This is a genomic window from Tenacibaculum sp. M1.3A (assembly GCF_057732375.1).
Genome location: NZ_JBYJEF010000001.1, coordinates 115,156 through 137,691, shown reverse-complemented (window position 1 = coordinate 137,691; position 22,536 = coordinate 115,156). Strand labels below are relative to the sequence as shown.

At 31.3% G+C, this 22,536-nt stretch carries 17 protein-coding genes and 1 pseudogene; 9 read left to right on the top strand and 9 right to left on the bottom strand.

The features are described from left to right. Positions 1 to 43: 43 nt before the first annotated feature. Positions 44 to 514, bottom strand: coding sequence for a hypothetical protein (locus AC28QF_RS00630; RefSeq protein ID WP_488200285.1), 471 nt, complete (start codon positions 512 to 514; stop codon positions 44 to 46). Beyond that, complete coding sequence (locus tag AC28QF_RS00625) at positions 501 to 1,010, bottom strand: RNA polymerase sigma factor (RefSeq protein ID WP_488200286.1); 510 nt, start codon at positions 1,008 to 1,010, stop codon at positions 501 to 503. Before AC28QF_RS00625 ends, AC28QF_RS00630 begins: the two co-directional genes overlap by 14 nt. Before the next feature lie 159 nt (positions 1,011 to 1,169). On the opposite strand from AC28QF_RS00625, the gene AC28QF_RS00620 reads away from it, so the two are divergent. Next, positions 1,170 to 2,624, top strand: coding sequence for a S41 family peptidase (locus AC28QF_RS00620; RefSeq protein WP_488200287.1), 1,455 nt, complete (start codon positions 1,170 to 1,172; stop codon positions 2,622 to 2,624). Positions 2,625 to 2,907: 283 nt separating this feature from the next. Further along, a pseudogene (locus tag AC28QF_RS00615) lies at positions 2,908 to 3,207 on the top strand (type II toxin-antitoxin system RelE/ParE family toxin). A gap of 199 nt (positions 3,208 to 3,406) precedes the next feature. Here the strand turns inward: AC28QF_RS00615 and AC28QF_RS00610 are convergent. After that, positions 3,407 to 4,300 (bottom strand): DUF72 domain-containing protein, encoded by an 894-nt coding sequence (locus tag AC28QF_RS00610; protein ID WP_488200288.1) that lies wholly within the window; start codon positions 4,298 to 4,300, stop codon positions 3,407 to 3,409. A 3-nt stretch (positions 4,301 to 4,303) separates the two neighbouring features. Then, the gene (locus tag AC28QF_RS00605; RefSeq protein WP_488200289.1) at positions 4,304 to 5,257 is read right to left on the bottom strand and encodes a patatin-like phospholipase family protein; all 954 of its coding nucleotides are present in this window, start codon (positions 5,255 to 5,257) and stop codon (positions 4,304 to 4,306) included. Positions 5,258 to 5,307: 50 nt separating this feature from the next. Between AC28QF_RS00605 and AC28QF_RS00600 the strand changes: the two genes are divergently transcribed. The 4 genes from AC28QF_RS00600 to AC28QF_RS00585 all read left to right on the top strand — a co-directional run bounded on the left by AC28QF_RS00600 (position 5,308) and on the right by AC28QF_RS00585 (position 11,703). After that, positions 5,308 to 6,366 (top strand): WD40/YVTN/BNR-like repeat-containing protein, encoded by a 1,059-nt coding sequence (locus tag AC28QF_RS00600; RefSeq protein WP_488200290.1) that lies wholly within the window; start codon positions 5,308 to 5,310, stop codon positions 6,364 to 6,366. Positions 6,367 to 6,443: 77 nt separating this feature from the next. After that, positions 6,444 to 9,383 carry an amidohydrolase family protein gene (locus tag AC28QF_RS00595; RefSeq protein WP_488200291.1) on the top strand — a complete coding sequence of 980 codons (2,940 nt, stop codon included), beginning with the start codon at positions 6,444 to 6,446 and terminating at the stop codon, positions 9,381 to 9,383. Positions 9,384 to 9,402: 19 nt separating this feature from the next. Then, complete coding sequence (locus AC28QF_RS00590) at positions 9,403 to 10,701, top strand: amidohydrolase family protein (protein WP_488200292.1); 1,299 nt, start codon at positions 9,403 to 9,405, stop codon at positions 10,699 to 10,701. Positions 10,702 to 10,905: 204 nt separating this feature from the next. Next, positions 10,906 to 11,703 (top strand): TrmH family RNA methyltransferase, encoded by a 798-nt coding sequence (locus AC28QF_RS00585; protein WP_488200293.1) that lies wholly within the window; start codon positions 10,906 to 10,908, stop codon positions 11,701 to 11,703. 103 nt (positions 11,704 to 11,806) lie between these two features. On the opposite strand, the gene AC28QF_RS00580 is transcribed toward AC28QF_RS00585, so the two are convergent. Continuing rightward, positions 11,807 to 12,874: a methyltransferase gene (locus tag AC28QF_RS00580; protein WP_488200294.1), complete on the bottom strand. Its 1,068-nt coding sequence runs from the start codon at positions 12,872 to 12,874 to the stop codon at positions 11,807 to 11,809. Positions 12,875 to 13,431: 557 nt separating this feature from the next. Here AC28QF_RS00580 and AC28QF_RS00575 point away from each other — a divergent pair. Both AC28QF_RS00575 and AC28QF_RS00570 read left to right on the top strand, forming a co-directional pair. Then, positions 13,432 to 14,676: a DUF2254 domain-containing protein gene (locus tag AC28QF_RS00575; protein WP_488200295.1), complete on the top strand. Its 1,245-nt coding sequence runs from the start codon at positions 13,432 to 13,434 to the stop codon at positions 14,674 to 14,676. A gap of 85 nt (positions 14,677 to 14,761) precedes the next feature. Continuing rightward, on the top strand, positions 14,762 to 17,062 hold the full coding sequence (locus tag AC28QF_RS00570) for a type IA DNA topoisomerase (RefSeq protein WP_488200296.1): 2,301 nt from the start codon (positions 14,762 to 14,764) through the stop codon (positions 17,060 to 17,062). A gap of 442 nt (positions 17,063 to 17,504) precedes the next feature. Here the strand turns inward: AC28QF_RS00570 and AC28QF_RS00565 are convergent, their stop codons facing one another. Further along, positions 17,505 to 18,179, bottom strand: a complete 675-nt coding sequence (locus tag AC28QF_RS00565) for a TrmH family RNA methyltransferase (protein ID WP_488200297.1) — start codon at positions 18,177 to 18,179, stop codon at positions 17,505 to 17,507. 50 nt (positions 18,180 to 18,229) lie between these two features. Here AC28QF_RS00565 and AC28QF_RS00560 point away from each other — a divergent pair, with 50 nt between their 5' ends. After that, positions 18,230 to 18,916, top strand: coding sequence for an SIR2 family NAD-dependent protein deacylase (locus AC28QF_RS00560; RefSeq protein ID WP_488200298.1), 687 nt, complete (start codon positions 18,230 to 18,232; stop codon positions 18,914 to 18,916). On the opposite strand, the gene AC28QF_RS00555 is transcribed toward AC28QF_RS00560, so the two are convergent. The 3 genes from AC28QF_RS00555 to AC28QF_RS00545 all read right to left on the bottom strand — a co-directional run bounded on the left by AC28QF_RS00555 (position 18,897) and on the right by AC28QF_RS00545 (position 22,367). After that, a complete protein-coding gene (locus AC28QF_RS00555) occupies positions 18,897 to 19,364 on the bottom strand; it encodes a DUF6495 family protein (protein ID WP_488200299.1) in 468 nt (155 codons plus the stop codon). The two genes, AC28QF_RS00560 and AC28QF_RS00555, sit on opposite strands and share 20 nt — an antisense overlap. After that, entirely contained in the window at positions 19,354 to 20,037 is a 684-nt protein-coding gene (locus tag AC28QF_RS00550) for a peptidoglycan DD-metalloendopeptidase family protein (RefSeq protein WP_488200300.1), read from the bottom strand. The genes AC28QF_RS00555 and AC28QF_RS00550 overlap by 11 nt, the downstream gene beginning before the upstream one ends. Positions 20,038 to 20,099: 62 nt before the next feature. Then, a complete protein-coding gene (locus AC28QF_RS00545; RefSeq protein ID WP_488200301.1) occupies positions 20,100 to 22,367 on the bottom strand; it encodes an aconitate hydratase in 2,268 nt (755 codons plus the stop codon). Positions 22,368 to 22,536 lie beyond the last annotated feature (169 nt).

Genomic DNA, 22,536 nt, shown 5'->3' with positions numbered 1-22,536 from the left:
ATTGTCTTAATTTATAAAGTACTTGGTTTTACTTTTTTTGTTATTAATTTACTGTGTTTATTACTTTGTTTACTGTTTTTTCGTAGGTGTTTAAGTATTGTAAAGCATCAGTTCCTTTGTTTAAGTTGTTTGAAACCGCATATAATGCGTCGTTTCCTTTGTTTAAATTGACTGAAAGCAGTTGCAACGCTTCTGTTACTTGCGCAAACTTTTTTCTTTGCTGATGTTCTTGATACTTTTCATTACCTACAAATACACTAAATAGCAAGACTACTGACGCTGCTACCGATAACCATTTCCAGTTCTTCTTAGGTTTCTCAGGTTTTAACTGAATGGTTTTGGTAAACGTTTCGTCTTTACTTTGTTTAAAATATCCAAACAACATACTGTACTCTTGCAAATGCGGCGCCACGTTAGGCGACGTAAAATACTCTTGTAGTATTTGCTCTTCTTGCAAAGTAGTTTCTGCGTTTAAGTATTTTTCTACTAATTTATCTATGTTAGCTAACTCCATAGTTGTGTTTTTTTATTAATTCTTCTCTAATTGTCTTTCTTGCTCTTGATAAGGCTACTCTAACAGCAGTTGGTTTCATATCTACCATTTTACATATCTCATCAAAATCATATTGCTCTACATCTCTTAATTGAATAATTGTTTTTTGTTGTTCTGGCAATTTATCAATCAATTTGTGTACTAAACTTACACTGTCATTATATTCTACTTTCTTATCTAAAGACGTTTCTTTTTCTTTATAATTACTATGAACCAATGTTAAATTACTTGCCTGCTTTGATTTTAAGCGATCATAACAATAATTTTTTGTCATCGTCATTGCAAATGCTTCTACATTTTTATAGTCCGACAGTTTTTCTTTGTTTCTCCATAATTTAAAAACCAGTTCTTGTGTAGCATCTTCAGCTTCTTCGGTAGAAACTAAAAGTCTTTTTGCCAAACGAAAGACCTTGTCTTTAAATGGTAGTACAACTTTTAAAAAGTCTGATTGATTCATGGTTTAGTTAGTTAATTTTGTAAACTTAGTATTAAAACACCGTCTTAACTATCAGGTTTACATAACTACGACGAGGTAGTTGTAAGTTTGTTACATCAAAATCTAAAAAAATAATATTATTAATTAAATTGCGTTGATATTATAGCTAATATATTCCTTATGAAAATACTTAAAGCCTCTCTTATTGTTTTTTTACTATTATCAATAGTATCTTGTAGTGAAAAAGATGACACTCCTACCGATATTCAAATTCAGAATTTTGTTTGGAAAGGATTAAACGCTTATTATTTATGGCAAAGTGATGTTCCTGATTTGTCAGACAGGCGTTTTAATAATGATCAAGAATTATATGGTTATTTATCTGAAGCAGGAAGTCCGGAGAACTTATTTAACAACTTATTGTTTTTACCGAACGAATACCCAAAAGATCCGAACAGAACTTATTCTTGGATTGTTGATGATTATATTGCCTTAGAAGAGTCTTTTGAAGGTACACGTCAAACAACAGGAATGAAAGTTAAAGGAGCTGACTTTGCCGACGGTTCTAATAATTACTATGTATATGTATACGATGTAGTAAAAAATTCTGATGCAGAAATGAAAGGTGTTGTTAGAGGAATGTTAATTACCGAAGTAAACGGAACCTCTTTAACAAGAGCTAATGTAAATTCGCTGTTTAGCGCAGCTTCTTTTACGGTAACATTAGCCGATTATAATGCAGGAAATCCTGTTAGTAACGGAACAACTATAACGTTAACTAGAGCTACAATAACAGAAAACCCAATTAAAGAAGCAAAAGTAATTGTTGATGGTAGCAATACCATTGGATATTTAATGTACAACCAATTTTCTCGTGATTTTGATGGTGAATTAAATGCTGAATTTGCAAAGTTTAAATCTCCACTTATTACCGATTTAGTAATCGATTTACGTTACAATGGTGGTGGTTCTGTACAATCGGCTGTATATTTAGGAAGCATGGTTACTGGTCAGTTTAAAGACCAATTATATGCTAAAGAAGTATGGAATAGCAAAGTATTAGCTGCAATAAACCCAGAATTTTTAATCAATAATTTTACAGATAAAATTTTAAATAAAGATAGTAATGGTAATGTTGTTTTGGATGAAGCAATTAATAGCTTAAATTTAAATACCATCTATTTTATTGTTTCTGAAAACACCGCTTCGGCATCTGAGTTAATTATAAATGCGCTTTCTCCTTATATTGATGTAAAATTAATAGGAGTACAAACTTATGGTAAACACGTAGGTTCTATAACTTTATACGACTCTGACGATTTTAGAAGAAATGGCCCTAGTTTTAAAACAAATCATGCGTATGCAATGCAGCCAATTGTTTTAGAAATTCAGAATGTAGATGGCGAAAATAAGCCTGATGGATTTATTCCTGAAGTGATTATGGAAGAAGATCCTGGTAATTTGGGTATAATTGGTGATCCTACCGAGCCTTTACTAGAAAGAGCTATTCAATATATAACAACGGGTGCTAAAAGAGTTTCTACTGCTAAAAAAAGAAAAACCAACTTTACGCCACAGTGGAACTCTAACATGAAATATATTGATTATAACAATATGTATATCGATTTAAAGTAAAATCAACTTCGTCAACCTGAACTTGTTTCAGGTTCTCATCATAACGTATAGTATTATAAAATTATAAGTTTTTAAATAAGTAAAAAATCTAGCTTTAAAGCTAGATTTTTTACTTTACAACAAGCTCATTTGTTATTGTATATTTTCATTCGAAACTTTTAAATCTGTTCTAAATTCTTGGTTATTTTTTTTAATAAAACAAGCAACTAACAAAGGTGATTCCTATTCTATATTTTGATGCATAAAAAACATCTTGAATCGCTAAAAGCGAATAAACACTCGAATGTTTGAATATAAACTAACGAACAAAGCTGTTGCTGATTTATCTAAAATTTGGGAATATACATTTGAGATTTGGTCGGAAAAACAAGCCGACAAATATTATAGTGAATTAATTTCAAATTGTGTAGAAATAGCTGAAAATCCAGATTTAGGAAAAAAATACGAGTGAGTCTCAAGGCTACTTCTTGGAATTAAAGCAAATCGACACATAATATTTTATAGAACATTAAATGAAGATTATGTTGAAATAACAAGAATCTTACACGAAAGAATGGATTTAAAAAAAAGAATAGCTGAATAAAAACTACGTTGAACACCATATATAATTTATGGATAACTTATTCTCTAATTACGAAAATCCTCACGGGTTTTATTTGTCCGTAATTATTTATAAACTTTAATGCTTTAATCACGCACAGACACGTTACATTAATATATAAATTTAAAATAAATACTTAAAACCAATAAAAAATACAGCTTTTAAAGCTGGATTTTTCACTTTACAACAAGCTCATTTGTTGCTGAATATTTTCATTAGGAACTTTTAAATCTGTTCCTAATTCTTTGTTTAATTTTTTAATAAAATAAGCTGCTAACAAAGGAGATTCCACTTCTATATTCTGATGAATAAAAAAGTGTATGTTTTTTAATCCTAAATCGCTCCATTCTTTTAGTCGATACACCCAAGCATCTAAACGTTCATAATCCGACGGATGATTTGCACCTACAAATCGTATAAAAGCTTCGTTATTTGTTAAACTCATATGCAACATGTCTCGCCTGCCCGATGTGTCAACTAATATGTTTGCTATGTTGTTTTCTTGCAATAACTGGGTGAATTCATCAAAAATAGTAGTGTTAGAAAACCATTCTTTATGCCTAACTTCTATCGCTAACGGAATTGCTTTAGGCCAACTAATCACAAAATTTTTAAGTGCTTTAAAGTTTTCTGGTCCAAAATCAGCATGCATTTGTAAAAAAATAGTTCCTAACCTATCTTGTAAATGTGCTGAATTATCTAAAAACGAGTTTACAAAATCTTGAGTGCCTTGTAAGCGTTTAAAATGACTAATGTCTTGTGTTAATTTCGGAAAAAACTTAAATCCCTTAGGTGTTTTTAATTTCCATTTCTCAAACTGTTCTGCTGCAAAAAGGCGATAAAATGTAGCATTTAATTCTATTGAGTTAAACTGTTTAGAATAATATACTAATTCATCTTTTGTTCCCTTCGGATAAAACCCTTTTAAATCTGCTTTATTCCATTTTGCACAACCAACATATATGTTTTGTTTCTCTTTAGTAGCAACAAATTTTAAAACATCTTTTGTTTTTAAGTTGATAATTGGCAACGTATAATCTATTAACGCTGGATTATTTACTTTTCCGAATTGCATAAATTATTCATTTTCTAAACCTTCTTCTATTTCTTTATTTGCTATCATTTCTGGTCTAAACTGACTCATTTTTTCATCGTCTAGTCTTTTTGCATATAAATAACCCGATGTCCACCATTTTTTCATTTTTTCTTTATCAAAAACCAATGAATTCGTTGTTAAAACGGTTGGTGTGTAATATAAATTAAGCTTTACATCATGATGCTTTGCTGATAATTTACCTATGGTGATGTTATGACGCTCTACATTTTCGAGCATAAAATCAAAAACATCAAGCATTAACGTAAACGGATTTTTAGCAGGTAATCTATTAATCTGAGTAACCTCCGTTTCTAAAATAATAGCATCAATTTCTTTTGCGCCTCGTAAAATGGCTTCTCTAATTGGTACTAAACTTCCAAAACCACCATCTGCATATTGGCAGCTGTTTTTTTCTAACAAACTCATAAAAGGCACGTAGTTACACGAACCCCAAATCCAATCACAAAAGTCATCATAACTACATTCCGATATTGATTTATACTCTATTTGATTTGCAGTTAAGTTAGAAACCGTTACCACAACTTCTTTGTTGTTTTTTCGAATTTCATCATACATTTCTCGCGTAACATTTTTCTTTATAAGCTTTCGCAAATTTTTACTCTCACCAAAAGTTTTTCTACCATTTAAAAAATTCCAAAAAGTATTTATATGGCGAATAGAAATTACTTTTTCTCCATGAACTTTTGTTATTTTAAAAGGACTGTTACTAAAAATAGATTTTTGATTTACATTGGTATATAATTCCTTTAAAGAATCTATCTTTTTTAAAGCTAAATGAGAAACCATTAAACTTCCTGTAGAGGTTCCTAAAAACAAATCATAATCATTTTTCTTTTCTTTCATCAAAAACTCAACTACACCGCCTGCAAATGCTCCTTTGCTTCCACCTCCAGAAATTACCAATGCTTTTTTCATATAATTGATTTGATTTTATCTATTTTTAGTTTTGTAAAAATATACAAAAAATGAAACACTTTTCGCTTTTAATTATAGCCGCTTTTATTTCTTTTTCTTGCAAGAAGGAATACCAACCAAGAACCATAAAAAAAATAAATATTATCGAATTTAAAAAAGATAGCGCTAGTATTAGAGCTATTTATCCAATAAATAAAACTAGTTTGTACTATGCTGCCTCTAACGGAAAAATTGGTTTTACAAAAAGTAACGGTAAAAAATGGGGTAAAAATTCTTTTATCAATATTAATAAAAATGACACTCTCATTCCTAATTTTAGAAGTATTGCTTATAACGGAACCGATATTTTTGTGTTAAGTATTGGCAATCCTGCTTTATTATACAAATTAGATAACGCTAAAAAACAAACCTCTTTAGTTTACAAAGAAGTGCATGAAAAAGTATTTTACGACAGCATGAAATTCTTTGCAGATGGTAAACATGGTATCGCAGTTGGTGATCCTACCGAAAATTGTGCTTCTATTATTTTAACTTCGGATGGTGGAACTACTTGGAACAAATTATCTTGTGAGAACTCACCTATTTTTGAAGAAGGTGAAGCTTTTTTTGCAGCTAGTAATACCAATATAAAAATTGTAAATAATACGGTTTGGATTGCCTCAGGCGGAACTAAAGCAAGGATTTTAAAATCAACTGATTTTGGACAAACTTGGCAAATTTATGATACGCCTATAATTCAAGGTAACGGGCCACAAGGAATCTATTCTATCGATTTTTACGATGAAAATAACGGAATTGCTATTGGTGGTAATTATGCAAAACCTAATGATAATTGTGCTAATAAAGCAATTACTACTGATGGTGGAAAAACTTGGACGTTAGTTGCCGATAATCAAAACCCGAATTATAAAAGTTGCGTACAATATGTTCCTGATAGCAACGGTAAAGAAATTTTTGCAGTTGGTAAAACCGGAATCTCATTTTCTAACGATGGCGGACATACCTGGACGGAAGTAAGCAGTGATTCTTATTACGCTATTAAGTTTGTCGATAAAAACACGGCATGGTTATCTGGCGATCAAAAAATCGGAAATCTAGTCTTAAAGTAATCTTAATTATTTGTTAAAACGTTATCTGCTCATTATTAAATAAATATCTTTATCACATAAATCAACTTAAATCATCAATGAAAAAAATACTCATTCTACTCTTATTCCTTTGTGTATCAATAGTACATGCACAAGAATACTTTCCAAGTAATAAGGGAGTTAAAACATCAAAAAATAAATTATATGCATTTACAAATGCAAAAATTTATGTAAGTCCAACCAACATTATTAAAAAAGGAACACTACTTATTAAAGACGGTAAAGTTTTAGAAATAGGTAAATCTGTTGCAATTCCTAAAGGAACTGAAACCGTTAATTTAAATGGTAAAACTATTTACCCTTCTTTTATTGATGTGTATTCTGATTTTGGAATAAAAGCACCTAAAAGAGAAGGTGGTCGCGGACAAGGACCACAATACGATGCTAGCAGAAAAGGATACTATTGGAACGATCATATTAGACCTGACGTAAATTCTTTTAACGATTTTAAATTCGATACTAAAAAAGCTAAAGAGTTATTAAACTTAGGTTTTGGTACTGTAAATACACATTTAGAAGATGGTATTATGCAAGGTAATGGTGTGTTAGTAACTTTAAACACTGCAACTTCTGATGCGTATCGCATTTTAAATAAGCAATCTGCTAATTACCTTTCTTTTAGTAAAAGCAATAAAACACGCCAATCTTACCCAACATCTCGTATGGGAGCCATGGCATTGCTAAGACAAACGTATTTAGATGCCGCTTGGTATGCTAAAGGAAATATAGAAAATACCGATTTAGCTTTACAAGCTTTAAATGACAAAAAAGACCTTCCTCAAATATTTAGAGCGGGTAATTATTTAGATGATTTACGTGCTGATAAAGTTGGTGATGAATTCGGAATTCAGTATACAATTGTAGGTGGTGGTAACGAATACGAACGTATCAACGCTATTAAAAACACCAACGCTACTTTTATTATTCCTATCAACTTCAGAAAAGCTTACGATGTAAGTAATGCTTTTTTAGCAGATAAAATTGCATTAAGCGATATGCGTAAATGGAATCAAGAGCCTGCAAATCCTGCGGCACTTGCTAAAAATAATGTTCCTTTTGCATTAACTACTTATAAGTTAAAAAAAACTACTGACTTTACAGCTAATTTACAAAAGGCAATAAAGTTTGGTTTAGATAAAACAACAGCTTTAGAAGCTTTAACAAGTATTCCTGCTAAAATTTTACAAAACGATAAAATCGGAAATTTAAATAAAGGTAGCCATGCTAACTTTTTAATTACTTCTGGTGATATTTTTGATAAAAATACAACGCTTTACGAAAACTGGGTGCAAGGAGATAAAAACATAGTAAACGATATTACTATTAAAGATATTTCTGGTGAATATACTTTAGCTGTAAACGGAGAAACATATAAAATGTCTATCAGCGGAAAAGGAACTAAGCAAAAAGCTACTATAAAAAAGGATGCTAAAAAAATTAGTTCTAAGTTTTCATTTGCAGATAATTGGGTAAAAATTACCTTAAGAGATGGCGATAATTTTTCTCGTTTGTCAGGGTTTGTTGATAATAAAAACCTAAACGGAACTGCGATTAATAATAGCGGAAACGAAACTAATTGGACAGCTACTTTCAATTCTAAAAAAGAAGCTAAGAAAGACGATAAGAAAAAAGAAAAAGAACCTTCTGTAGTTGCTGTTTCTTATCCGAATATAGGTTTTGGAAACTATACTAAACCACAACAAGAAACTATTTTAATTAAAAACGCAACAGTCTGGACTTCAGAAAAAAATGAAGTTTTAACAAATACGGATGTTTTAATTAAAGATGGTAAAATTTATCAGATAGGAAAAAATCTTTCAAATCGTGGTGCTAAAACTATCGATGGAACTGGTAAATTCTTAACTGCTGGTATTATTGATGAACATTCGCATATCGCAACTTCTGCAGTAAACGAATCTGGTCACAACTCTACTGCCGAAGTAACTATTGAAGATGTTGTAGATCCTGATGATATTAATATTTACAGAAACATTGCTGGTGGAGTTACTTCTATTCAAATTCTACATGGTTCTGCAAATCCAATTGGTGGTCGCTCTGCAATTATCAAATTAAAATGGGGAGAAGAAGCTGATGGATTAATTTATAAAAATACGCCTAAATTCATCAAATTTGCTTTAGGTGAAAATGTAAAACAATCTAACTGGGGAGATTCTCAAACAGTTCGTTTTCCACAAACACGTATGGGAGTTGAACAGGTTTATATCGATTATTTTCAAAGAGCAAAAGAATACGATACTAAAAAGAAAAACGGACAACCATATCGCAAAGATATTGAGTTAGAAACGTTGGCTGAAATTATTAATAAAGAACGTTTTATTTCATGTCACTCTTATGTACAGTCTGAAATTAATATGCTAATGAAAGTTGCTGAAAAATTCAATTTTAACATCAACACTTTTACACATATTTTAGAAGGTTATAAAGTTGCTGATAAAATGAAAGAACACGGCGCTGGTGGTTCTACATTTGCAGATTGGTGGGCTTACAAATACGAAGTTAACGATGCAATTCCTTACAATGCTGCAATTATGCACAACCAAGGTATTACGGTGGCTATAAATTCTGATGATGCAGAAATGTCTCGTCGTTTAAATCAAGAAGCTGCTAAATTAATTAAGTATGGTGGTTTATCTGAACAAGAAGCTTGGGCAACAGTTACCATAAATCCTGCTAAATTATTACACTTAAACGACCGCACAGGTAGTATTAAAGTTGGTAAAGATGCTGATGTTGTTTTATGGAGCGGTAACCCGTTATCAATTTATTCTAAAGCAGAAAACACCATTATTGATGGTACGCTTTATTTTGATATTAAAAAGGATAAAGAAAAACGTGCAGTTATAAAAAATGAGCGTTCGAAACTGATTAATATGATGCTAAAAGAAAAATTAAAAGGCGCTAAAACACAAGCCCCTATTAAGAAAGCTAAAAAATTATTTCACTGTGATACAGAATAAGAACTTAAAAAGAATAAACATGAAATTTAAAATAATATATAGTTTAGTTTGTTTCTTATTCTTAGGAAATATGCTAGCACAACAAACACCTGCGCCCAAACAAACGCAAGATTATAGCATTGAAGGTGCTACCGCTCATTTAGGAAACGGAAAAATTATCGAAAATTCTTTAATCATGTTTTCTGAAGGTAAAATTTCTTTCGTTGGTAGTGCAATGATGAAAATTGCTAGAATAGGAACAGTAATTAATGCTAAAGGAAAACACGTATATCCTGGGTTTATTGCAGCAAACACGTCTTTAGGTTTAGCAGAAATAGATGCCGTAAGAGCTACTAGAGATTTTGATGAAGTAGGTTCTATGCTACCACATATTCGTAGTATAATAGCATATAATACCGAAAGTAAAGTAATTGAATCTATGCGTCCGAACGGAGTTTTAATGGCGCAAATTACGCCACGTGGTGGTGTTATTTCAGGAACATCATCTGTAGTTCAGTTTGATGCTTGGAACTGGGAAGATGCTGCTTTAAAAACAGATGATGGTATTCATATGAATTGGCCTAGTAATTTTAGCACCGGCCGTTGGTGGTTAGGTGAAGAACCTGGATTAAAACCAAATAAAGATTATGCAAAAAATATAGCTCAAATAACTAGCTATATCAATAGTGCAAAAGCCTATTTAGCAAGTGATAAAACAGCTGAAATTTTACCTTACGAAGCATTACAAAATGTTTTAAACGGGTCTCAAAAAATGTTTGTGCATGTGAGTGGTCAAAAAACGATTACAGATGCTGTTACTACATTAAAAAAGGTAGGAATTAAAAATTTAGTAATTGTTCACGGACAAGAAGCTGAAAAGGTTGCTGATTTATTAAAACAAAATAATATTCCGGTAATTTTAGAACGTGCACACCGTTTACCTAGTGCCGAAGATGAAGATTACGATTTACCTTATCGTGCTGCTAAAATATTATCAGACGCTGGTATTTTAATTGGTTTAGGTATGGAAGGTGATATGGAACGTATGAGCGCTCGTAACATTCCTTTTTACGCAGGTACATATGCTACTTACGGATTAGGAAAAGAAAAAGCTTTACAGTTAATTACTCAAAACAATGCGAAGATTTTAGGTATTGATGATAAAGTTGGTACTTTAGAAGTTGGTAAAGATGCTACGTTATTTATTTCTGAAGGTGATGCTTTAGATATGCGAACAAATATTTTAAATGAAGCTTTTATACAAGGCCGAAAAATTAGCTTAGAATCGCACCAAACAAAACTTTGGAAACGTTATTCTAATAAATATAAAAATCAATAATAAAAAATTAGTATTGTAAAAAACGTCATTCCGAGCAACGTGAAGGAATCTTTAAGTTATGAGTTCCTAATTTTAAGAGTACTTCGAAATTAAAAATTTCTCATAACGACGTTATATATCAATATTACAACAGCTTTATAATTCAATTATAAATTGTATTATAAATACTATCAAAAATACCCTTAATTGGGTATTTTTGTATTTATGAAACAGATTAGCAGCATACAGAATCCTTATATCAAAGATTTATTAAAACTTCAAGATAAATCTCGAGAGCGAAAAAAGAAGGGATTGTTTTTAGTTGAAGGGCAACGTGAAATATCTTTAGTTGTTAGCGGTGGTTATGAAATAGAAACTATTTTATTTGTTCCGAATATGTTATCTAACGAAAATTTAAATGAGCTGTTAAAACAGACTACAAACTGCATAGAAATCACCAAAGAAATTTATCAAAAAATTGCCTATCGAGATACTACCGAGGGTGTGGTTGCTGTAGTTAAATCTAAAGCCTTTAATTTAAAAGCGATTCAATTTAATACCACTACTCCACTTGTTTTAGTTTTTGAAGGCATTGAAAAACCTGGTAATATTGGCGCTATGCTGCGTACTGCAGATGCCGCAAATGTTGATGCTGTTTTTATCGCAAACCCTAAAACCGATTTATTTAATCCCAATATTGTACGCTCTAGTGTTGGTTGCTTGTTTACCAATCAGATTGGTATAGGAACATCCGAAGAAATTATTGATTTTTTACAACAGCATAAAATAAATATTTACAGTGCTACGCTTCAAAATTCTAACGAGTATCACAAAAACGACTACACCAAACCAACTGCTTTAGTTGTAGGAACCGAAGCAACCGGATTAACACAAGTTTGGAGAGATAAAGCGACGCAAAACATCAATATACCAATGCAAGGTCAAATAGATTCGATGAACGTTTCTGTAGCCGCTGCCATTTTAACTTTCGAAGCCAAAAGACAACGAGAGTTTAAAATTTAAAAGAATACTTAGTGTTTTTTTAACGAAACGAAAATAAAAAAGCGCGATTATCAACCAAATGATAATCGCGCTTCTTTATTAAAATATATTTTTAATAACTAATTTATTTATTGGTTAACACCCAAAGTTCTACTTCCTCTAAAGCACGCCAATGCTGATCGCGTTTTGTTTTTTCTGAAGCTTTTTTCACTGATTTCGTATAACATTTCTCTAATTGAAATCTTCCTCCTTCAGCAAGTTCTTTCTTTATTGGATGTTCTTTTGTTACATTAGTTATTTGCGCAATATTAGAAAATATAAGCACTATTTTTCCTTCAGGTAATAATCTTTTTTTTGCCTCTTCAAAAAAATCAGGAAACAAAGTATCATTGTAATAAATAGCTTTATCAATAGCTGCGGAATCGTGAGATTCTGGTAACCAAGGCGGATTAAAAACAATCAATTCTGTTTGTTTATTAAACTTACCAAAAAGATGTCCAAAATCTAACTCTATCTTTCGAGACAACTTTGTATTGCCCATAAATTCTGACAATCCAACAATCGCATTCGGATTCGTATCCGTACCAAAAACCTTCTGAAAACCATGTTTTATCATCTGAAAAGAAAGTACACCACAGCCAATACCAACATCAATTGCCGATTTTTTAGGACCTTCGTATTTTGATAACCATTTATCAAAAACATCTAAATGTTCGAAACGAGTAGGAAAATATGTTCCGTAATAAGGATGTACTTTATTTCGCAATACAGGAATAGAAAGTCCTTTTAAATTCCACTGCCAAGCACTGTTGAGTCCTTGTATTTGAGGAAATGTGAGCAGAAAATTTGTATTATCAGGATAAAATTTTTCTAACCAACCTATTGATGGCGGTTTTTTTACAACCAATTTATAATCAGCTACCTCTATCAAAACACGATTTGAAAGTTTTTGATATTCCGCACGGTACTCACGTTGTTCTTGAAAAGTTTTGTTAGGTAGTTTTCTTTGAAGATATTTATGTATTTCTTGAAGAAATGTAATTCCGTTACTATAAAAATCAGTAACCAATATATATTTACCAGCTTCTAAAGTTTCAATGGTGGTTCTAATATTAGTACCGCCTTTGTATGGTTTTATATTTTTATCAACTGCAATAGGTGTTGGTTTATTTATTTTTATATCTGTAATCATAATTTAATTTTCTTTTATTGTAATTATAAAATGTGATGCGAAAAATAATACCTAACGATAAGTAAAAATTATAGCTTACATTAATAATTAATATTGGTGATATACGCTTATTTTTCCTTTTATTTAAAACAGGTTACTGTGTCTTTTAGTTTTCAGTTTTTGTGCTATAAATTATACTTTTATAATTGTATGCTAACAACAAAAAATTAAGTTTCCTAAATCCGTTTTTATTCATAAAAACAACAGCTAATTAGCTTGTTATTGAGTACAGTTAAAATTTAAATAAGACTTCGCCAAAGGTACTTTATTATATATTATTACGAGAATGCTATTTCAATTAAAATATGAACTAAAAAGCACCTCTAAAAATTAAATACACCTGATTTTTATGCAATATTTAAATATTACTTTGTTTTACTCGAAAAATTAAATTTTAGACTAAGAAAGTTTAGTTTGAATGTTAACTCGTTTTTCGATAATTTAGCTATTATATTACATACTTAAAACAAGTTTCTATTAGCAAACTTGCTAAACATTATAATAGAACATTACATTGAATGAAGAAAAAAATAAGGATTTACTACAATAAGATTTTTCAACAACTTTGGTTTAGACCTTTTCTATTTTGTATATTTTCTGTCTTTGGTGCTCTTTTGGCACATGAGGCTGATGGTATTGGTATGAGTGAATTTGTTCCTAAAATTGACACAGAATCTATTAAGGGACTTTTAGATACAATATCTTCTAGTATGTTGGTGATTTCTATATTTTCGGTTACATCAATGATCTCTGCATTTTCGTCTGCAAGCAATACTGCCACTCCTAGGTCCTTCAAAATTGTTGTAACAGATGACGTATCGCAAAATGCTTTATCTGTTTTTATTGGAGCATTTATATTTAGTATAGTTGCTACAATAGCTCTTGATAATGGGTATTATCAAAAATCTGGTAGGTTTATTCTTTTTTTATTCACTTTATTATTATTTACAATTGTTATACTAACCTTTTTAAGATGGGTGGATAGAATTTCAAGATTAGGACGTTTAGAGCATACCATACATCAAATTGAAATGGTTGCATCCAAATCTTTAACAACTTATATAAAATACCCATACCTAAAAGCGAATCCAATAAAAAATAAATTTGATAACGGTAAAGCTATCTTTGGAAACTCTATTGGCTACATTCAACATATCAATGTAGAATCTTTACAGTCATTAGCGCAAGAAAAAAATATAAAAATTCAACTTAATTGTCTTCCTGGTAAGTTTGTTCATGAAAACTTTGTAATTGCATATATTAACACTGACAATGATTTAGATATTAAAAAATTACAAAAAAGCATTAATAATTCTATTCATGTTGGTCATACAAGGTTATTTGATGAAGATCCTAGACTCGGATTAACATCGTTGACTGAAATTGCAAGTAGAGCTTTATCACCAGGAATTAATGATCCTGGCACTGCAATACAAATTATTGGTAGTCAAGAAAGATTGTTTTTTTTATGGCAGAAAGAAATGGACAAGGTTAAAGAAGTTATTTATGATCTTATTGAAGTACCAGAAATACCTGTAGCGTCTTTTTTTGATGATGCTTTTAGGCCAATTGCCAGAGATGGGGCTAATAATATTGAAGTAATGCTAAGGCTACAAGGAGCTCTAACATCAATTGCCACCATTAATAATGGTAAATTCAAAAAAAATGCACTAAAAAATTCTGAAGACGCATATAATAGAGCTGAGAAAGCTATTCAGTTTACAGATGATTTGAATTTATTACGAAAAAAGTGCTTGTTTTAAAATAAATCATCAAATAATATATTCCAAAATTACTATCTACACGAACCAATTTATTTTAGTAATTTCGAGTTTCTAAATAGCGTTAATGAAAGTCTGTATCGCCGAGAAGCCAAGTGTAGCAAGAGAGATTGCTAATATATTAGGAGCCAATACCAAACGAGATGGTTATTTCGAAGGTAATGGTTATGCGGTTACCTATACTTTCGGACATTTATGTACACTTTTAGAACCTAAAGACTATAAACCGCATTGGAAAAGTTGGGATTTAAATAACTTACCCATGCTTCCCGAACGTTTTAACACCAAAGTAACCAACGATGGTGGTATAAAAAAACAGTTCAACATCGTTAAATCGTTATTTGAAAGAGCTGATGTTGTTATAAACTGTGGGGATGCTGGTACTGAGGGAGAACTCATACAACGCTGGGTAATAAACCAAGCAAATTATAAAGGCGAGGTACAACGCTTATGGATTTCTTCCTTAACCGAAGAAGCTATCAGAGAAGGTTTTAATAATTTAAAACCCGCCGCGCAATACGATAATTTATATTACGCAGGTTTTTCTCGTGCCATTGGCGATTGGCTATTAGGCCTAAATGCTACGCGATTATATACCGTTAAATTTGGTGGCTATAAACAAGTATTATCAGTAGGTAGAGTGCAAACTCCTACCCTAGCCATGTTAGTAAATCGTTTTAAAGAAATTCAACATTTTAAGCCACAACCTTATTGGGAACTTCAAACTTTATATCGCGAAACACTTTTTAGTTACGAAGAAGGACGTTTTTTAAAGAAAGAAAAAGGTCAGGTTTTTGCTGATAAAGTAAAAGAAAGCGATTTCGAAATTACTTCGGTTACCAAAAAGAAAGGAAAAGAATATGCACCTAAATTATTCGATTTAACAGGCTTACAAGTATACTGTAATAATAAATTCGGGTTTTCTGCAGATGAAACCTTAAAAATGGTACAGAAGCTTTACGAAATGAAGGTTGTTACCTATCCGAGGGTTGATACTACTTTTTTACCCAATGATGTATATCCTAAAATAGCAGGTATTTTAGGTAAATTAACCAATTACAGTCAGTTAACAAAACCGCTGTTAGGACAAAAAATAAAGAAATCTAAAAAGATTTTTGACGATAAAAAAGTTACCGATCACCACGCTATTATTCCTACCGGAATTCAGAATAATTTACAGTACAATCAACAACAAGTCTATGATATTATTACGCGTCGTTTTATTGCTGTTTTTTATCCAGAAAGTGATGTTTCTAACACTTCGGTAATTGGTGAAGTTGACAAAATAGTTTTTAAAACAAGCGGAAAAGAAATAGTATCTAAGGGATGGCGTGTTGTTTTCGAACACGGAAACGATACTAAAAAAACAGAAGCAAACACCTTACCTACTTTTGTAAAAGGTGAAAAAGGACCACACGAACCTAGTTTTTTAGAGAAAGAAACCAAACCACCACGTAATTATACCGAAGCAAGTTTATTGCGTGCTATGGAAACTGCAGGTAAGCAGGTTGATGATGATGAAATGCGCGAATTAATGAAAGAAAACGGCATTGGTCGTCCGTCTACTCGTGCAAGTATTATAGAAACTTTATTTAGAAGAAAATATATCGAACGTCAAAAAAAATTAGTGATTCCGACCCAAACAGGAATCGATTTAATTGATTTAATTGATAATGAATTATTAAAATCTGCCGAATTAACTGGTCGTTGGGAAAAGCGTTTAAAAGAAATCGAAAGAGGAGAATTTAATGCCGGAACTTTCATCAACAACATGAAAAAAATGGTAGATGAATTAGTGTACGAAGTGCGTTCTAACAATAAAACAAAACGGCTGTCTTCAGAAAATGAAGTTCCAAAACCAACACCTAAAAAGACAGCGCCTAAGAAAAAATCAGTAGTTGCTAAAGAATGTCCGAAATGTAAAAACGGGCAATTATTAAAAGGAAGTACCGCTTACGGGTGTTCTGGTTATAAAAGCGGATGTGATTTTAAATTGCCATTCGAATTTATGGATAAAAAAATATCTGAGAATCAATTAATTCGTTTGATTGACAAAGGATGTACTACTAATTTAAAAGGTTTTAAGCACGGCAACGATAAAGTTGAAGGTTTGGTTCGTTTTGATGACAATTTCAATTTAAAGCTAGAACAAAAACAAACGTCAATTCGAGCAGAATCAAAAAACACAGAGACAATTACGTGTCCGAAATGTAAAAAAGGAACAGTTTTAAAAGGAAAATCTGCATACGGATGTTCTCATTACAAAAATAGTTGTGATTTTGTATTTACTTTTGATAATATCAAAAGAATAGCCAACGGACAAAAACTAACTAAAGAACTTGTTTTAAAAATTATAAATTCTAATTAAGTTTCATTACGGAATGAACCAAGTAATCTTTTAACGACACAATAAGGTTGCTTCATTTAATTCGCAATGACGAAATATAAAAACACCAAGCTTACTTTTTAACGTCATTATGAGTGAAAAATGAACTAAGTAATCTCTTTTATCAATAGTTAAGATTGCTTCATTTTATTTGCAATGACGAAATATAAAAACACCAAGCTTACTTTTTAACGTCATTACGAGTGAAAAATGAACGAAGTAATCTCTTTATTCTATAGTAAGATTGCTTCATTTTATTCGCAATAAAGAAATATAAAAAAACTAAATATGTTTCTTTACGTCATTACGAGTGAAGAATGAGCGAAGTAATCTCTTTTATCAATAGTTAAGATTGCTTCATTTTATTAGTAATGACGTATACTTTTTATAAATACACAAAACGAGTTCAGCTTAACAAATACTTTTATTTGTTAGTCTCTTTATAATAGTGTTCTGTTAACTTATCAGGGTTTTTAATGGTGTTTTTTATCCATTCGAAATACAATTCTTTCTTTTCAGCATCGCTTAATTGCCAAGCAACGTCAGTTTTTCTTAAACGAGAAGTTACATCATTTAAAGTAATTGCAGCAGCAACTGATATATTTAAACTTTCGGTAAAACCAACCATCGGGATTTTTAAAAACCCGTCAGCTTCTTGTTTTATGTAATCAGAAATTCCGTCTTTTTCAGCTCCAAAAACAAAGGCAGATTTTTTAGTAACATCAAAATCAGCCAAAACACACGAATCGGTATGCGGTGTAGTACCAATTATCTGATATCCTTTTGCTCGTAAATCTTCTAAACAAGCTTTGGTATTATCGCCATCTTCTTTAAAGCGGTTAATATTTAACCATTTCTGACTTCCTTTTGCCACATGACGCGAAACTTTATTGGTAAATCTGTTTTCAATTGCATATACATCTTGGACTCCAAAAATATCACAACTTCTCACAACCGCACTTGCATTATGAGGTTGGTAAATATCTTCTAAAACAACGGTAAAATGACGTGTTCGCTCATTTAATACTTTTGTAAATGTTTCTTTTCTATTATCTGTAATAAAACTTTCTAAATACGTAAATAATCCTTCATCAATCATAGTACAAACATACTAAAATTTCATATTTTTAAGGTGTATAATTTTTATTGATGAAAAAAAGAGTAGTAATATTAACTGGTGCGGGAATTAGTGCCGAAAGCGGAATAAAAACCTTTAGAGATGCTGATGGTTTGTGGGAAGGTCACGATATTTACGAAGTTGCTACGCCTGAAGGTTTTCATAAAAACCCTGAATTGGTAATCGATTTTTACAATCAACGTAGAAGACAATTACTTGCTGTTTCACCTAATAAAGCACATTACAATCTTGTAAAATTAGAAAAAAATTATCATGTTGATATTATTACTCAGAATGTAGATGATTTACATGAACGTTCTAAAAGCACCAACGTTTTACATTTACATGGCGAATTGTTAAAAGCAAGAAGTACAGCTAATGCTAGTTTAATTTATAACTGTACAAAAGATATTATTTTAGGTGATTTTTGTGAAGAAAAATCGCAATTAAGACCACATATTGTTTGGTTTGGTGAAGATGTGCCAATGCTTGACAAAGCGATTGAAATTACTTTAAAAGCTGATATTTTAATTATTATTGGTACTTCTATGCAAGTATATCCTGCGGCTAGTTTGATTGATTATATCTCAGAAAAAACACCTATTTATTTTATAGATCCAAAACCTGTTGTAAATAAAAACGTCTTTAGTAATTTAACAATTATTAAAGACGTTGCTAGTTTAGGAACTGAAAAGTTACTTACGATGTTAACTTGTTAAAATATTCAAATAACTCCCCTTTAGAAATAGTACTTCCTTTTTCAATTAAATCGAAAACTTCGGTATTTCTTTCTTGTTCGTATTTTTTGGTTCCTGTAAAAAATTCAATTTTTTCGTCATTCGGATTTTTCATCAACCATTCAAAACCTTCTTGCTCTAATAAATTTATTTCTTTATCTATTTTAATAACAATACGGTGAATTTCTTCTTCATCACATTTAAATAAATTCACAACTTTTGGAGAAAAATGTTCTAAATGTGCTGTTTTAGTAAGCACATCATCCCAAACAACATCACTAAAAACATTCATTTCATCTTCAGCTACTTTCGGTTTTTCTTCTTTTAATTCTTTCCATTCTTTAGCATCGATACTTTGCGAGGCTAAAAAACGAGCGAATTCTTCATGCAATCCTTCAAATTGCTCTTTGGTAAGTTGTCTATACTTCATTTGATAATTTTAATAATAAATTAGGGTCTGGGCAATTTTCCTTGTAAAAATTAAGCATCTTTTCTGAAGATACTCCTGGATAATCGCCTTGATTACCTTCCATATCGATTATTAATTGAAAATGTAAATGAGGAGCATAATCACCATTTACTGAGTTATCACCTAATTCTGCTATTTTTTCACCTTGTGATACTTTATCTCCGATATTTATATTATTGAGTGAATCTTGTGATAAATGACCATAAAGCGAATAAAAAAAACGATTGTCAACAGTATGTTTTAAAATAATTGTTGGGCCATAATCTCCATGGTTTTTATTGTTTTTAAAACTATGAATTTCACCGTCTAAAACAGCTAAAACACTAGTTTTAGTATCACACCATAAATCGACACCTAAGTGAATATTTCTTTGATTTTCTTTTAATTGTTTGGTAAAATATTCACTTCGGTTATAAATATTTCTCTTTTCTAAATAACCTCCAAAAGCTACTTTCGCTTTTTTCTCTTTTAAATAATGAGTAATATATGTTTCCCATTCTGATGATGATGAAACATCAAAATTTAATTGTTTATTCTCTGATGAAATTGAGATAGGAATGTATTCTTCAAAAGCAATAGATGCCTCTATTACTTTTAATGGTTTTTCTGATAATTGTTTAAGTAAATCTTCCATATTACAAAAATAAAGAACTCCAGATAAAAATCTGGAGCTCTTTTATTAACACTATTATATAATTATGCGTTTTGCTTTTTAATTAAGTTTAAAGCAGAACCTTCATTATACCATTCTATTTGCCCTTGATTATAGGTGTGATTAGCCATAACAATATCTTTAGATCCATCAGTATGAACAACTTCAATTGTTAATGGTTTTCCCGGTGCAAATGCATTTAAATCAACAAAATTAAAAGTATCATCTTCTTGAATTAAATCATAATCACTTTCATTAGTAAACGTTAAGCCTAACATACCTTGTTTTTTAAGGTTTGTTTCGTGAATACGCGCAAAAGATTTTACAATAACTGCTGCAACTCCTAAATGGCGTGGTTCCATAGCTGCATGTTCTCTAGAAGAACCTTCACCATAATTATGGTCTCCAACTACAATTGTTGGTACTCCAGCCGCTTTATATTTACGAGCAACATCTGGCACACCACCAAACTCACCATTTAATTGGTTTTTAATAAAATTTGTTTTTTTACCAAAAGCATTTACTGCACCAATTAAACAGTTGTTAGAAATATTATCTAAATGCCCACGGTAACGCAACCAAGGCCCTGCCATAGAAATATGATCTGTAGTACATTTACCAAACGCTTTAATTAATAGTTTGGCTCCCTTTATATCATTTCCTAATGGAGTAAATGGAGTTAATAGCTCTAGACGTTCAGAAGTTGGACTTACATTTATTTCTACACTACTTCCGTCTTTTTCTGGCGCTAAATATCCGTCATCTTTTACCTCAAAACCTTTTGGTGGCAATTCCCAACCTGTTGGTTCATCTAGCATTACTTCTTCACCATTTTTATTGATTAATTTATCCGTCATCGGATTAAAATCTAAACGACCTGCAATGGTAATTGCCGCTACCATTTCTGGCGAAGCTACAAAAGCATGTGTATTTGGATTACCATCTGCACGCTTTGCAAAGTTTCTGTTAAACGAATGGATAATTGAATTTTTAGGTGCATTTTTAGGATCCTCATAACGAGCCCATTGCCCAATACATGGTCCACATGCATTGGTGAAAATTTTTGCATCTAATTTTTCAAATATTCCTAAAATACCATCTCTATCTGCAGTATATCTAACTTTTTCCGAACCTGGGTTTATACCAAATTCAGCTTTTATACCCAAACCTTTATCTATTGCTTGCTGTGCTATTGATGAGGCTCTTGATAAATCTTCGTAAGATGAGTTGGTACAAGAACCTATTAATCCCCATTCTACTTTTAAAGGCCAATCATTTTTATTTGCAATAGCAGTCATATCTGCACCAACTTTCGTAGATAAATCAGGCGTAAACGGACCGTTTAATAACGGACTTAATTCTGATAAATCTATTTCTATCACTTGATCGAAATAGTGTTCTGGATTTGCATATACTTCTGCATCACCTGTTAAGTGCTCTTTTACTTTATTGGCAGCATCTGCTACATCACTTCTATCAGTAGCACGTAAATAGCGCTCCATAGACTCATCATAACCAAAAGTAGAAGTTGTTGCTCCTATTTCAGCCCCCATATTACAAATGGTTCCTTTACCAGTACAAGACATATTTTTAGCTCCTTCGCCAAAATATTCTACAATAGCTCCTGTTCCTCCTTTTGCAGAAACAATACCTGCTACTTTTAATATTACATCTTTGGGCGCTGTCCAACCTGATAATTTACCTGTTAGTTTTACACCGATTAGTTTCGGAAATTTTAATTCCCATGGCATACCAGCCATAACGTCTACGGCATCAGCACCACCAACACCAATAGCCACCATTCCTAGTCCACCAGCATTTACGGTGTGAGAATCGGTACCAATCATCATTCCTCCTGGAAATGCATAATTCTCTAATACTACTTGATGAATAATACCTGCTCCTGGTTTCCAAAAACCTATTCCATATTTATTAGATACTGATTCTAAGAAATTAAACACCTCGTTACTTGTGTTTAATGCATTCTGTAAATCTGAACTAGCTCCGTTTTTAGCTTGAATTAAATGATCACAATGTGTTGTTGTAGGAACTGCCACCTTAGTTTTACCTGCCTGCATAAATTGTAATAATGCCATTTGAGCAGTTGCATCTTGTAATGCGATTCTGTCTGGAGCAAAATTAACATAATCTACACCTCTTTTAAAGGCTGTAGTTGTCTTTCCATCCCATAAATGAGTATATAAAATTTTCTCAGCAAGTGTAAGAGGTTTACCTGTAAGTTGTTTTGCAGCAGTAACACGCTGTTCAAACTTTGCATATACCTCTTTGATCATATCAATATCAAAAGCCATATAATATTTTTTTAAGTTGTTATTTTTTAAAGTACTAATTTAAATAAAAAATGACAATTTTACTAGATAATCAATTATACATAATAATTCTATACAACATATTTCTAATATATTTAAAAATAAAAAAGCCTGAATATCTAATTCAGGCTTTTAACAATATATAATAAGT

Bases quoted from the DNA above. Each gene is read 5' to 3' on its own strand.
- AC28QF_RS00550 (WP_488200300.1), bottom strand. From the start codon at position 20,037: ATGGAAGATTTACTTAAACAATTATCAGAAAAACCATTAAAAGTAATA.
- AC28QF_RS00585 (WP_488200293.1), top strand. From the start codon at position 10,906: ATGAAACAGATTAGCAGCATACAGAATCCTTATATCAAAGATTTATTA.
- AC28QF_RS00600 (WP_488200290.1), top strand. From the start codon at position 5,308: ATGAAACACTTTTCGCTTTTAATTATAGCCGCTTTTATTTCTTTTTCT.
- AC28QF_RS00555 (WP_488200299.1), bottom strand. From the start codon at position 19,364: ATGAAGTATAGACAACTTACCAAAGAGCAATTTGAAGGATTGCATGAA.
- AC28QF_RS00605 (WP_488200289.1), bottom strand. From the start codon at position 5,257: ATGAAAAAAGCATTGGTAATTTCTGGAGGTGGAAGCAAAGGAGCATTT.
- AC28QF_RS00620 (WP_488200287.1), top strand. From the start codon at position 1,170: ATGAAAATACTTAAAGCCTCTCTTATTGTTTTTTTACTATTATCAATA.
- AC28QF_RS00590 (WP_488200292.1), top strand. From the start codon at position 9,403: ATGAAATTTAAAATAATATATAGTTTAGTTTGTTTCTTATTCTTAGGA.
- AC28QF_RS00595 (WP_488200291.1), top strand. From the start codon at position 6,444: ATGAAAAAAATACTCATTCTACTCTTATTCCTTTGTGTATCAATAGTA.
- AC28QF_RS00630 (WP_488200285.1), bottom strand. From the start codon at position 514: ATGGAGTTAGCTAACATAGATAAATTAGTAGAAAAATACTTAAACGCA.
- AC28QF_RS00570 (WP_488200296.1), top strand. From the start codon at position 14,762: ATGAAAGTCTGTATCGCCGAGAAGCCAAGTGTAGCAAGAGAGATTGCT.
- AC28QF_RS00545 (WP_488200301.1), bottom strand. From the start codon at position 22,367: ATGGCTTTTGATATTGATATGATCAAAGAGGTATATGCAAAGTTTGAA.
- AC28QF_RS00580 (WP_488200294.1), bottom strand. From the start codon at position 12,874: ATGATTACAGATATAAAAATAAATAAACCAACACCTATTGCAGTTGAT.
- AC28QF_RS00625 (WP_488200286.1), bottom strand. From the start codon at position 1,010: ATGAATCAATCAGACTTTTTAAAAGTTGTACTACCATTTAAAGACAAG.
- AC28QF_RS00575 (WP_488200295.1), top strand. From the start codon at position 13,432: ATGAAGAAAAAAATAAGGATTTACTACAATAAGATTTTTCAACAACTT.
- AC28QF_RS00565 (WP_488200297.1), bottom strand. From the start codon at position 18,179: ATGATTGATGAAGGATTATTTACGTATTTAGAAAGTTTTATTACAGAT.
- AC28QF_RS00610 (WP_488200288.1), bottom strand. From the start codon at position 4,300: ATGCAATTCGGAAAAGTAAATAATCCAGCGTTAATAGATTATACGTTG.
- AC28QF_RS00560 (WP_488200298.1), top strand. From the start codon at position 18,230: ATGAAAAAAAGAGTAGTAATATTAACTGGTGCGGGAATTAGTGCCGAA.